Origin of the sequence: Xenococcus sp. PCC 7305, assembly GCF_000332055.1 — a bacterium.
GTDB lineage: Bacteria > Cyanobacteriota > Cyanobacteriia > Cyanobacteriales > Xenococcaceae > Xenococcus.
Window position 1 is genome coordinate 1 of sequence record NZ_ALVZ01000138.1, and the last position, 13,150, is coordinate 13,150.

The window sequence follows — 13,150 nt, forward strand, 5'->3', positions numbered from 1 at the left end:
GAAGAAGCGATCGCCTCCTATGATGAAGCTTTAGAAATCAAACCTGATAAATATGAGGCTTGGTATAACCGTGGTAATGCTTTAGATGATTTAGGCAGATTAGAAGAAGCGATCGCCTCCTACGAGCAAGCATTAGAAATCAAACCTGATTATGATAAGGCTTTGTTGAATAAGAAAACCACTTTGAGAAAGTTAAAATGGCAAAGGTTGATTAAACCTTGGAAATTATTCAAAAAATATTTACATATTAAAGGTTAATTAGTGAGCTAATCTTCTGAAATTATTATTCACTCACACTAGCAACTTGAAACAATAGAGAATCCAAATTTCCTTGAGCATCCAACTCATACAAATCGTCACAACCACCTAAATGTTGATCATTAACAAAAATCTGAGGGACAGTTCTTCTGCCATTAGAACGCTGTGCCATCTGGCTTCTCTTCTCTTCATTCCCATCTATCTTATATTCAGCAAATTTTGCTCCCTTCCACCACAACAATAGCTTGGCACGAATGCAGAAAGGACAAGTCGCCCAAGTATAAATTTCTACATTAGCTTTGACCTTTTCTGGATGACGATTTAGTAGGGAATTAAGAAAATCAAACATTTTATTTACAGGTATTATTTTGCCTAAATTATAACGATTTTTGTGGTGTAGACTTAGTGCCGCTGGGCGGAAGTAAGGAGTGAGGATGATAGAAAACTGGGCAGAATAAATTATTTTTCCGATTATTTGCGATCAGCCAAAGGCTGGCACTACGTGATCGCATAACGAGAATTTGGGAATCTTGGTTTTTTTTGTAAACTATTGCAGAAGACCACTATTTGTAAGAGTTTTAGAGATATGATTAATAGCAAGAGGGTATCTTAAGGTTGAAGATGAATATTCTTACTAAAGCTATTGTCGGGTTAGGAATCGCAGCGAGTGCGATCGCAGTTTTGGGAGAGTCCAGTTCCGCTCAGCCCAGGTTTTTCTGTGATGAGCAACAAATGAGCACCGTAGTTCGTACCAATCAAGGAGAACTACCCATGATCAGATGGATGGATGGCTCCTTTCCCCCTCCTTGGACACCCTTGGAACGATGCCGAGAAGTAACCGCTAGGTTTAATACCTTTAACAATAACGGCACCTTAAAATATATGAGAGCTGCCATGATGAATAATAACCCTGTGATTTGTGTGGCTGGTTATAAAGGAGGTTCTTGTTTACCCAATGGGTTATTAATTACTCTCAAAGTTGGCAGCGATCCTAATGTCACTTTCAAGAGGATTATCGACCGTCGAATTTGGGCAACTTCTGGAGCCGTATCCCTAAGCGATGAAACTCAAGGAGATGAATTAATTTCCGAAGTAGATGGAACAGTTTATTTTGACATCGAAGGTTTACTTCGTTAAGGAGAGTAGTTTATCTTTGTTGTGTTGATTTCCTCAGATTACTATTTTTCTTTTTTAATACGAACTATTTGTCAATGTTCTCCTATCGATTGCCCGCCGCCGCCGCTCTTATGATTACCCTGGCAATGGTACAACCTCAACTGGTTATTGCCCAAGATATTGACGAAATTAATAAGATCGCCAGAAGTATCACTGTCAAGATTACAGGATACGGGAATGGCTCTGGAGTTATCTTTCAACGTCAAGGAAATCTCTATTCTGTCGTCACCAATCACCATGTAGTTCCTATAGAAAATGATTATGAAATCCGAACTTATGATGGGCAACAACATCCAGTCATTAGTCGAGAAGAGCTTCCTGGCCTCGATCTAGCCATTGTCCAGTTCGAAAGTAGTCAAAATTATAAAAAGGCTGATTTAGGAGATTCTAATAAGATGAACGCGCTGCAAAGAGTCTATGTGGCAGGGTTCCCAGGATCACAAACTGATATTGATATTATTTCTGGAGAGATTAGAAGCATCAAACAAGAAATTGTCCAAAACCCCCAACAAGACCAGGGTTATGCTCTAACCTACACCAATCAAACTCTTCCCGGAAGTAGTGGTGGCGCGGTTTTAGACAAGGAAGGCCGCTTAATTGCCATCAACGGACAAGGAACGAGAGACATTCAAACAGGGAGAGATATTAGTCGAGGCATTCCCATCAATGTATTTTTAGCAGCTATTCCTGGCAGTCCCTTGCTAATAGATGATAATGATGAAAATCAGGATAATAATGATGAGCCGGATGATGACGATGATTTCGCCAATTATCTCCTGGCTTACACAATGCCCAAAAAACCTAGTAATTACGGTTCTATCAGTAGCCTCGCCTTAGAAGAGGAAAGGATTGTTGGTGGTAGTTCAGACAATACGCTCAAAGTCTGGAATCTAGAAACAGGAGAATTAGAACGCAGCTTCACAGGCCATTCAAACTCCATTTTAAGCGTGGCAATTAGGTATGACAGGATTGTTAGTGGCAGCTCAGACAATACCGTTAAAGTCTGGAATCTAAAGACAGGAGAGCTAGAACGTACATTCACCGGTCATTCAGCTCCTATTTTGAGTGTAGCAATTAAGGATGATAAGGTCGTTAGTGGTAGTGAAGACAAGACGATTAAAGTCTGGAATCGGGAAACAGGAGAATTGGAACGCAGCTTTGCGGGCCATTATTCTCCTATTTTAAGCGTTGTCCTTAAGGATGACAAAGTCATTAGTGGTAGTCGGGATACAACTATTAAAATCTGGAATCTAGAGACGGGAGAATTGGAAAGAACTTTGACCGGTCATTCTGCTGCAATCTTGAGTGTGACAATTGAAGACGACAAAATTGTTAGTGGCAGTGAAGACAATACGATTAAAACCTGGGATCTGGAGACAGGGGAGTTAAAAAACACTTTTACTGGTGATACTAATTCGGTCAGCAACCTTGCCGTCAGTGAGGATCGGGTTGTGAGTGTTGTTAATGGAGACAAGACAATTAAAGTCTGGAATCTGGAGACTGGGAAATTGGAACGAACTCTTAATGGTCATTCTGCCGACATCTTGAGCGTTGCTGTTAGAGATGACAAGATTGTTAGTGTGAGCCAGGACAATGCTCTCAAGGTGTGGAACCTCAAGACAGGAGAGCTAGAAAAAGGAGGGATTGGTCATTCTGATACAGTTACTAGTCTCACAATTAATGACGACGATATTGTTAGTGGTAGTTTGGACAAGACAGTCAAAGTCTGGAATCTCAAAACAGGAGAAGTAAAACGGACTTTTACAGGTCATTCTGCTGCGATTCTCAGTGTTGCAACCAGAGATGACAAGATTGTCAGTAGTAGTGCAGACCAAACAATTAAAGTCTGGAATCTCAAAACAGGAGCCTTGGATCGTACGTTTACCGGCCATTCTGCCTCTATCTTGAGTGTCGGCATTAGGGATGACAAGATTGTTAGTGGTAGCTCGGATAAAACGATTAAAGTTTGGGATTTGGAGACAGGAGAGTTGGAGCGCACTCTCACCGGGCATACTGATGCTGTCAATAGCATTGCTATAAGTGATGACAGAATCGTCAGTAGTAGTGCTGACAAAACAGTTAAAGTTTGGGATTTGGAGACAGGAGAATTGGAGCGTACTCTCACCGGGCATACTGATTCTGTTGATAGCATTACAGTCAGTGAGGAGAAGATTGTTAGTGTTAGCAGTGCGGAAAATGCAATTAAAGTCTGGAATCTGAAGACAGGCACATTAGAACGTACCATTACAGGGGATGTTGATTCTGTAAATAGCATTGCAGTTAGCGACAATAGGATTGTAAGTGGCACTAAAGATGCATCTATTAAGGTGTGGAATTTGAAGACGGGTAAGCTAGAACAAACTCTTACTGGTCATACTGGTTCTATATTAAGTATTGCAGTTAGCGGGGAAAGGATTGTCAGCGGAAGCTTGGATAAAACTATCAGAATATGGGAAAGAGACGACTAAATGATAAGTCCAACCCTCTGCCCTCTGCCTTCTGCCATCTGCCATCTGCCCTCTGCCTTCAAGGGCGAAGCCCAATCAAGGCAACTCCTCTCCAATAGCCAAAGAAGGAATCATCGTTTTTTCTACAGTTTCAATAAAACCTGGATATTTATCTTTTGCTGCATTGTAGGTAATGTCATAAACATGTTTTGAGTCTACTAGCCAGACTCGTAAGTATTTGCTAAAAAAATCCTGACCCCGATTTTTTCCGGTATAAATCACCTGATGAGCTGATTTTGTCCCTAGGGTTATGGGCTGTGAACTAATGATTTTGGCTTCGGGTAAATATTTAAGGATGTCAGCGATCGTCGAAGTAGTATATTCATCCAGAGATGTATCGTCAGTAATGTCTTGCACTTCAATAGTTACTAAGACTGGAGTAGATTCTCCTTGATTATTCCTTGGGGAAAATCTAGCGATCGGCCCAAAAAAATCTTCTGTCTTCTCTAAATCCCAATCATTGGGATAGGCCATCTGAATGCCATGATCAAGACTTTCGTAGGTTAAAGTCAATGGTAAAACCGAACTGTTGCGTTGCCAAAAATAATAGCCACCAGCACCGAGAGTGCAGACTAAAGCAGTTGTGACAGCTATGGTTTTGACAAGAGAAAACTCTGACTTGAGAGGTGGGGCAGCAGAAGTTTTTAAGATACTAGTGGGAGGCGCGATGATTTTTTGTAAATCTGCCTTGGCTTCAATTGCTGATAGATAACGTTCTTGAAAATTATATCGAACCATCTTATCTATAACATCTCCCAATTCATCACTGACTTGGTTTTCATCTCGCCAAATAATTTCCTCTGTTTGGGAATTTCTTCTGATTTTATGGGGTTTGATTCCAGTCAGAGCAAAAATTGCCAAAATGCCCAAAGAGTAAATATCGCTAGCGAATTTTGGTCGAGATTGACTTTGTTCGCTCGGCATATACCCAGGAGTTCCAATGGTCACAGTTAAACCCGTGCCACCTTCGCTATTAACGATCTGAGTTGTCAGTTCTTTAACTGCCCCAAAATCAATGAGGACTAATTTCTGGTCCTTGCTGCGTCGCATGATATTAGAAGGTTTAATATCACGATGAATCGCGTGTTGCTGATGGACAAAAACTAAGATATCTAATACTTGATCTAAGATTGCAATGACCTCAGACTCTGGTAACTTCTTGCCTGGCAAGATTTCCTGGCTAAGATCATGACCGTCAATTAATTCCTGAACCAAATAAAATTGCTGGTTTTCCTCAAAATGAGCCAAAAGCGTCGGGATCTGGGGGTTTTGTTCCCCAAGTTTGTTTAAAAGTTCTGCTTCTCTATTAAATAACTTCTTGGCTATTTTGAGGGTAAACTCATCAGTGGCTTGCGGTTTGAGATGTTTAACGACACAACGCTTGTTATTTGGTAGTTGAGTGTCTTCTGCTAAATAGGTATGGCCAAAAGCACCTTTTCCCAGTTCCTTTAAGATATGATAGCGTCCAGCTAGGGTTTGTCCGATCACAGAAATCTCATTACGCAATGAAGAAATTAATTCGACCTTATCATATTTAACTTTCAGTTGTTAGGTCTACCAATTTAGCTAGTAACAAGTGACATCCTCCGCACACTGAATCAAAGATTATGGACCTGGGGCTTCTCGCCCATTAGCTAAAAACTCAATTGTAATCGTAAGTTACCAGTATAAATATTAGGATTATCTTCAAAGTTATTGGGGTTAGCAACTAAATAGAAAGCAGGAACGATCGCGATATTTCTGTTGACTGGATAAAAATATGTCCATTCAAACTCATATTGAGTTCCTCCATCGCCACCTCCTGAAGCAAGAAATTTTTCCCCATCAAGCACATCAAAAGGAATGACAAAAGAAAAGCTGCCCAAGGCTCCTTCTTTACCTAAATCAGGAAAAGCTAGTCCAACTTGAAAAGATTGTGCGTTAACTTCTCCATCCTTGATGTCGGGATTTCTCGGTAAAATATTGGTACTACCATAGCTATAGCGTCCAAACAGCCCCAACCAATCAACTACTGTCCAGTCAAAATTTAAAGAGAAAGTATCAGCGGGGGCATCACCAATTGTGCCACCAGAACCATCATCGGCTACCCCGTAAACTGGTTCTCCCGTCGCGCCACCAATACCAAAACCTGTAATATTGCCATCTGCATCCAGAATGGGTTGATTATTATCTAAAGTCGATCGTGTGTAAATCAAACGGATATTGGCTCGATTTGCGATCGCAAAGTCCATCTCAGCAGTTAAGGTTTGAGTGGCAGAAAACAAACCTTTATCAGGATCGGAAGAAGTGTTAAAAAATGCCGAGGGCAAGAATTCTGTATTTTCGCCCAAATAACCAAGCTTAAAAGTCAGCAAATCATTAATGTCATAAATAGCGACTGCTCCTGAACCACGGTCGATCGCATTGACTAAGGTTCCTCCACTAGAGTTGTAACTACTTGCCCCAGTCAAGAAAAATGTATAGGCATTATTATCAAAATAACGATACCAGTTAATTCTGGGTCCGACGACAAACCGCAACTTATCGACAACGGGGAAATCATAAAATAGTTCCCTTACTGCCACATCACTAGCACCTGGAGCTCCTGTTTGATCGGTAAAGGGGACACCAAAGGTATTGTAAAGACCAGCGGAGATAAAAGTATTAGCCGGCGAGTTACCATTCCCGGCCACTAGTTGAGTGACTAACGTGTCTTTTCCTGTAAAAGAAGTTTTGAAATTCAACCAAGAATAGTAGCTAAAAGTAATTTGGGGATTGTCTGTAATATTGCTCACGATGGGCTCATTATCTGTGCCTCTAGCAGCTCGTCGAATGGTCAAAGGTGTATTGAGATTATTAGTTTCTGCTAAAACATCATCTCCCGCCGCAGCACCAGTAAAGTTAAAAAAGATATTTCCGGTGAACTTGGTCGTTGTCGAAAACTGATGATCTTCTAAAAAAGCGACTCGATCATCTAAGTTATCAATTCTTTGGTCGAGAGTTGCTAATTCTGCTTGGAATTCTTCAATGAGTCTTTGTATCGTCTCTAAATCTTCTTTTAAAATGGCTTCGGAAGAGATGATCAAACGTTCTATTTGATTGAGACAAGAATTTAAACCCGCAGCAAATTCATAACGAGAGAGGGCTTTTCCCCCACGATAAGTTTGATCGGGAAATCCGACAATGCAACCATAGCGATCTACTAAAGAGCGCAATGCTTCATAAGCCCAATCAGTCGGATCAACATCTCGTAATTGATTGACATTAGTCACTTGCGAGAGTCCATTAGAGTCTTCTAGGGATATTTCATTGGCCTCATCAAGGGGCATTGCCTCTAGATCATCAAGCACAATACTATCTATGTAGCCAAAGTCTTGTAATTCTTGCAGCGGGTTTGGACTCTGGGAAATAGGATTGGATTCCTCTGAGGCGAAAGCTTTAACTACTGTTGTTGAGAATACAGTTAAAGGTAACAGCAAAAGAATTAAATTATTAATTAAACTTAGATTATTCTTTAGAGCTAAATTCCATTGTTTAAACATATCAAGACTCATCATCAACCTCACACCACATAACGATTAATGGAATATAACTATCATTATTTAATTAACAAAAAAGTGCTTTTGCATACATTCTGTTATTAACTTCTTTTGGGTAATGGGGAGTGGGTAATGGGTAATGGGTAATGGGTAATGGGTAATGATCAATTACCAAGATATATGAAGTATTATTCAATTGGCTAGATTTAATGATATCTTGTTACTTGTCTCGATTAATTTTTCTATTTCTATCCTGGTCAAATTACCTCGGTCAACTATTTTTTTACCATTGATGAAACTATAGTCTATATAGTCAGTTTGACAGTAAATTAACGCAGCTACAGGATCTGATTGTGTACCAACAAAACTAGGTTTGTCTAAATTCACCGCAATGAAATCTGCTGCCATGCCTGGAGCAAGATAACCAATATCGTCTCGGCCTAAAACTCGCGCGCCGCCTCTGGTGGCAATTTCTAGGGCATCACGAGCTGTCATCACTGAAGCATCTTCATCTCTGACTCGCGCCAGTAAAAAAGCAGTACGCGCCTCATGCAAGAGGTTGGTCGCATCATTAGAAGCCGCCCCATCAACTCCTAAGCCCACAGGAACCTTGGCATTAAGCATTTTCCGAATTGGGGCAATCCCGCTAGCTAGGCGCATATTACTACAGGGACAATGGGCTACTCCAGTGCCAGTTTGACCGAATTTAGAGATAGAGCGATCGCTGAGTTTCACGCAATGGGCATGCCAAACATCCTCTCCTAACCAACCCACAGACTGGGCATAGTCTCCAGGGATTAAATTAAATTTTGCCAAACTATACTCAACATCCCCTTTTGTCTCAGCTAAATGAGTATGTAGTCTTACTCCGGCATAGCTTCTTGCCATGGCAGCAGATTCTTTCATCAGATCCATAGAGACAGAAAAGGGCGAACAAGGAGCCAAAACCATCCGCAACATTGAATAGCGAGAATTGTCGTGATATTGCTCGATTAATCTTTGAGAATCTTTGAGTATCCGAGCTTCATTTTCCACTAGAGCATCTGGAGGCAAGCCGCCTTTGCTTTCCCCCACGCTCATACTTCCTCGACTGGCATGAAAACGCAGTCCAATATCTGCTACAGCACGAATTTGTTCATCTAAAGCACAGTTATTAGGAAAAATATAATGATGATCGCTGGCGGTGGTACAACCCGATAAAATCAGTTCTGCTGCGGCAATTTGGGAACTATAATACATTGCTTCTGCCGTCAGATTACCCCAAAGATTGTAGTGAGATGTTAGCCATTGAAACAAATCACCATCTTGCCCTGCAGGGGTGACACGAGTTAGGCTTTGGAAGAAATGGTGATGGGTATTTACTAATCCAGGAAGCACGATATGTTTATTTGCTAAGTCTAAGACTTCATCGGCAGTATCTGGCAGTTCAGCAGTGGTTCCGACCTGTTCAATGATATTGTCTCGAAGGAACAATGCGCCGTGACGAATTTCTCGCCGGTTCTCGTCCATTGTTACTAGAGTATGGATGTTTTTGATGAGAGTAGTAGTCATGTGCAGGATTTTTTACTGTTTAATAAACTTCATCATGGGTTCCAACATCTAACAAAACTATAATTATTTCATCGGTTTCTTCGTCCGTCTCAATAGAGAAAACAATGCGACAGTCGTAACCGCAAGAACAAGATAGTAACCCAGATAATTTACCTTCCAGTTTATGAGTCCCAAGAGAAGGATTGAATATATCGTTAGATAACTCATTAATGGCACTCTCAATTCGGTTTTGCAACTGTTGATTCCGACGAGAAAATTTGCGAAATGCTCTTTTGAATTTACGAGAAAGAACTATTTTGTTCATTACTCATGCTGAAGCAATTGTCGTAACGCGGCGATCGCCTCATCAGCAGTTTGCGTTTTGAGCTTCCCTGTTCTAAATTCAGCTAGGGAAGTCACTGCATCTTGGGCAATTTCTACTCTACGCTTTTCGACCACACGACTTTGGAGGATTTTTATCAACATCTCCTGCTGTTCTAATGGCAAATCCATTGCCTGATCTAAAATTTTATCTAGACTAGCCATCACATTTTTTCCAGGTATTTACTATTGATAATAACAGTATCAATATCAAACAATAAAATATTGTTTTACCCAAAACGCAGAGTAGTAAACACAAATCGCAAGACGAATATTACCGCCAAGATCCAGGTTACTATAGGTACTTCCTTGGTTCTACCACTAAATAGTTTGGTAATTGGATAGAGAATTAAACCAGCTGAGAGCCCTTCGGCGATCGAGAAACCAAAAGGAATAAAAAAGATTGTAAAAAATGCCGGAATTGCTTCGGTTAAATCTTCCCACTGAATATTTTTGATACTAGACATCATTAACACCCCCACAATAGTTAAAGCAGGGGCAGTCGCAAAAGCTGGTATGGCTTCAAAAATAGGGACAAATAAGATCGCCAAGAGAAACATTACCCCAGCAACTACCGCCGTTAAACCTGTTTTTCCTCCTTCAGCGACACCAGAAGCTGATTCGGCGAAAGTAGTAACAGTAGAAGTTCCTAGAATTGCTCCAGTAGTGGTTGCGATCGCATCGGCAGAAAGAGCCTGATTCGCACGAGGTAATTCGCCATTTTCATCAATATATCCCGCCTGTGTGCCCACTCCTGTTAAGGTGCCAATAGTATCAAACATATCGACAAACAAAAATACGAGCAATACAGCCAGAAAATCAATAAAGTTACTAGCATTAATTCCTCCTAGCCCGACAAAAGCTTGGCCAAACAGATGAGAAGGAAAACTTGGGATTTCGATGAAACCTTTTGGTGCCGCAGCTATCCCCAAGGTCCAGGCCAATAAGGAAGTGCCGACAATTCCCCATAAAATAGCCCCTCTGACTCTTCTGACCATGAAGAAAATTGTCAGAAAAATTCCAAATACTGCCATTAAAGTTTGGGGTGTTGCCAAACTACCAAAGGCTGTTTTCGTCACAGGATTAGCGACAACTAAACCTGCACCACCTGTTTCGATACTTCCTGCAAGCCCAATATAAGCCAAAAATAAACCAATACCCACCGTTGTTCCTATTTTGACGGCATTAGGGATAGCCGTAATGATATGACGACGAATATCTGTCACAGTTAAAGCAATAAAAATCAAGCCTTCAATTAACACCGCAGCCAGAGCAGTGGGCCAGGCAATCCCCAAGCCTAAAACTACGGAGTAAGCAAAAAAAGCATTAGTGCCCATGCCTGGGGCGAGGACAAAAGGATATTTGCCATAAAGCCCCATAATTAGGCTCCCGATCGCCGCCGTGATACCCGTGATGACGACCAGTTCGCGGAACAAATCCCCCGATTCCTGCAAAAATACCGCATCGGACATAATCAATGGATGCACCACAAGAATGTATGCCATTGTCATAAAAGTGGTTAGCCCCGCAAACACCTCGGTGCGGACATTAGTGCGATAATAGTTAAAGTTAAAATAACGAGATATAGCAGTTTCAGGACTCGTTATGGCTATTTCTGGAGGTTCCACATTACTACTCATCTATTCAGTTATCAGTTATCAGTTATCAGTTATCAGTTATTAGTATTAATGAGACTAATGAGTTGAAGAAAAATAAGTGTTGAGTTTGTGATAGTAGATAAGAACTAATAGTTAACTCTTAGTTGATAGCAGCCTGCTAGGCAAATTAAGACAGTTGATTCACGACAAAATGCTTTGGTTTCTGTCATTAGCATTTCCTAAAGATAGTCCCAAAACCGTGGTAAATCACTAGAATCAAACACTAAGTGATTTCGGGTAGTGGGATTGTATCTAAAGTGACATTTTGTCAAAAAAACAATTATAAAAAATATTAAAAGATTGAATAATTCATGCTTGATCTTGAAGTGAATCACTTTAAAGTTAAACGAAAATATATTTTTAGAAACCCCACCATGATCAAGAAAATAGCTTTGTGGCGATCGCATTTGTTCTTGCAGTGAACGTCAGTTCGACGAATTTTCTTTTTGATTAAATTTCCCAAGTTGAACAACGAAGTCATGGGCTTTTCCCCAAATCTCCAAATCCCCAAATCCCCAAATCCCCAAATTAGCGATCGCAAAAATCCCAGGCTCAATCGCAACAAGAAGCCGATGAACACGACTTGGCAAATTTAACCTAAAACCTACCACCTAAAACCTAACACCTCTCAATAAGCCAAGTCGTGAATTAACAAGGGTTAACTTACTTCTAGAGCAGCTTTAATCTCCTTGAGAGTTTCCTGCTCCTGCATATCAACTTTGTCATCAGCCATGATGAGTTTTTCTAAAATTGCTACCAGAACCTGTTTGTCTACAGGTTTCATTCCGTTCTGCTTTTCTTTAATCTCAGCCAATAAACGCAACTTCAAAAGATCATAATTCTGAGAAGCTTGACTTCCTACTAGTTCTTGCGACCTGATTTTTACTGCTTGAACAAGTGACATGACATTATCGCTTTCGGTTGCCGCCATCATCGACGCAGCAGTGGCTTGGTCAGATTGAACAATTTCTTGCAATCTTTGAAATTCCGATTCGTCGGCCTCTCCATCGGCGCAAATAATCATAACCACCGAATTAACAAAACATACTCCAGTTGGATTGCCTTTGAGGGTATCAACCAACTTACCGAACATACCCATGCCTTTTTTAATAAAATCCATTGTTCAAATATCCATAAATTATTCTAGATTCATCATAAATCTTTCTGCAGTCAAACGAGGTCAGATGACTACTTTTCCGTTTTTGTCATAGCTAATATGGTTGCGATCGCGCCTAAAACGAAGTTAGCAAAAATATTACTTCTTATCGTTTCTTTTACTTTTTTTTAATATAAAAAACCTTGACAGATGATAGCGACTTAATTGAGAAGTAACTTTGAATAAATACCGCAATACCTCCATTATCCTAACCAGTATCTGCTCTATTGGATTAGCCTCAATTTCGTTAGCGCAAGAAAGCAACCAACTTAAATTTAAACAACAAAACCTTGAGGAGATTACAGCGCTCGACATCTCGAACCTGTTCGTTGACGATAATCAATCTTCGGTAACAGGAATTAATGCTCAGGGAAAGTTGTTGCACGACAAGCAACATAGCATTGGCAAAATCAAACTGGAAAATGCTTCGGCAACAGAAAATCCCGACGATAGTTCCCGAGATGAAGTTGTCACCTTAGTAGAGCCCAAACCCGGAGAATTACTACCCCAAGCCTTAGACATAATTCGAGAATTTGAAGGATTTCGCGAACAAGCCTATGTCGATACCGATGGCACTCCTGTAATTGGCTATGGTTTGTCTAAAGTGGATGGCAGAAAAGTTCGTCTAGGCGATCGCATCTCCAATGCTAAAGCGAATACAGTTCTAAGTAAAGAAGTGCTTATTCTGCAAGAACAAATTAGCTCCATGGTTACTGTAGAACTAAACAGCAATCAATTAAGCGCCTTAAGTTCCTTTGCCTTTAACGTAGGGATTTATGGATTTCAAAGCAGTACCCTGCTCAAAAAACTCAATGCAGGCGACTATGAGGGGGCAGCTAATGAATTCGTCCGCTGGAATAAAGCTCATATCAGAGGAAAAAAAGTTCCCTTGGCAGGATTAACCAGAAGAAGAGAGGCCGAAAAACAGCTATTCCTTAAGTAAATTTACTACACAGGATAAATATG

General features: G+C 40.6%; 13 protein-coding genes. 4 read left to right on the forward strand and 9 right to left on the reverse strand.

Features of this window, described 5'->3' with window-relative positions:
* On the forward strand, nucleotides 1-258 hold a 258-nt coding region (locus XEN7305_RS07725; RefSeq protein ID WP_006508826.1), incomplete at its 5' end, for a tetratricopeptide repeat protein.
* A 25-nt stretch (nucleotides 259-283) separates the two neighbouring features.
* Here XEN7305_RS07725 and grxC read toward each other — a convergent pair.
* The gene (gene grxC, locus XEN7305_RS07730; protein WP_006508827.1) at nucleotides 284-607 is read right to left on the reverse strand and encodes a glutaredoxin 3; all 324 of its coding nucleotides are present in this window, start codon (nucleotides 605-607) and stop codon (nucleotides 284-286) included.
* 272 nt (nucleotides 608-879) lie between these two features.
* Here grxC and XEN7305_RS07735 point away from each other — a divergent pair, with 272 nt between their 5' ends.
* On the forward strand, nucleotides 880-1,395 hold the full coding sequence (locus XEN7305_RS07735) for a COP23 domain-containing protein (protein ID WP_006508828.1): 516 nt from the start codon (nucleotides 880-882) through the stop codon (nucleotides 1,393-1,395).
* A gap of 74 nt (nucleotides 1,396-1,469) precedes the next feature.
* Nucleotides 1,470-3,902, forward strand: coding sequence for a trypsin-like peptidase domain-containing protein (locus XEN7305_RS07740; protein WP_006508829.1), 2,433 nt, complete (start codon nucleotides 1,470-1,472; stop codon nucleotides 3,900-3,902).
* A gap of 75 nt (nucleotides 3,903-3,977) precedes the next feature.
* Here XEN7305_RS07740 and XEN7305_RS07745 read toward each other — a convergent pair whose 3' ends face one another.
* From XEN7305_RS07745 to XEN7305_RS07780, 8 genes are all read right to left on the reverse strand, one after another.
* Nucleotides 3,978-5,429, reverse strand: a complete 1,452-nt coding sequence (locus XEN7305_RS07745; protein WP_006508830.1) for a serine/threonine-protein kinase — start codon at nucleotides 5,427-5,429, stop codon at nucleotides 3,978-3,980.
* Nucleotides 5,430-5,575: 146 nt separating this feature from the next.
* Nucleotides 5,576-7,474, reverse strand: a complete 1,899-nt coding sequence (locus tag XEN7305_RS07750) for an iron uptake porin (protein ID WP_006508831.1) — start codon at nucleotides 7,472-7,474, stop codon at nucleotides 5,576-5,578.
* A gap of 177 nt (nucleotides 7,475-7,651) precedes the next feature.
* A complete protein-coding gene (locus XEN7305_RS07755) occupies nucleotides 7,652-9,010 on the reverse strand; it encodes an 8-oxoguanine deaminase (RefSeq protein ID WP_006508832.1) in 1,359 nt (452 codons plus the stop codon).
* 19 nt (nucleotides 9,011-9,029) lie between these two features.
* Complete coding sequence (locus XEN7305_RS07760) at nucleotides 9,030-9,314, reverse strand: type II toxin-antitoxin system mRNA interferase toxin, RelE/StbE family (protein ID WP_006508833.1); 285 nt, start codon at nucleotides 9,312-9,314, stop codon at nucleotides 9,030-9,032.
* Nucleotides 9,314-9,535 carry a hypothetical protein gene (locus XEN7305_RS07765; RefSeq protein ID WP_006508834.1) on the reverse strand — a complete coding sequence of 74 codons (222 nt, stop codon included), beginning with the start codon at nucleotides 9,533-9,535 and terminating at the stop codon, nucleotides 9,314-9,316. Before XEN7305_RS07765 ends, XEN7305_RS07760 begins: the two co-directional genes overlap by 1 nt.
* Before the next feature lie 65 nt (nucleotides 9,536-9,600).
* Nucleotides 9,601-11,010, reverse strand: a complete 1,410-nt coding sequence (locus XEN7305_RS07770; protein WP_006508835.1) for an NCS2 family permease — start codon at nucleotides 11,008-11,010, stop codon at nucleotides 9,601-9,603.
* A gap of 443 nt (nucleotides 11,011-11,453) precedes the next feature.
* On the reverse strand, nucleotides 11,454-11,618 hold the full coding sequence (locus XEN7305_RS28955; protein ID WP_158500386.1) for a hypothetical protein: 165 nt from the start codon (nucleotides 11,616-11,618) through the stop codon (nucleotides 11,454-11,456).
* Between the two features lie 68 nt (nucleotides 11,619-11,686).
* Nucleotides 11,687-12,148, reverse strand: coding sequence for a hypothetical protein (locus XEN7305_RS07780; protein ID WP_006508836.1), 462 nt, complete (start codon nucleotides 12,146-12,148; stop codon nucleotides 11,687-11,689).
* A gap of 214 nt (nucleotides 12,149-12,362) precedes the next feature.
* On the opposite strand from XEN7305_RS07780, the gene XEN7305_RS07785 reads away from it, so the two are divergent.
* Nucleotides 12,363-13,127, forward strand: coding sequence for a lysozyme (locus XEN7305_RS07785; protein ID WP_006508837.1), 765 nt, complete (start codon nucleotides 12,363-12,365; stop codon nucleotides 13,125-13,127).
* The last annotated feature ends 23 nt before the right edge of the window (nucleotides 13,128-13,150 follow it).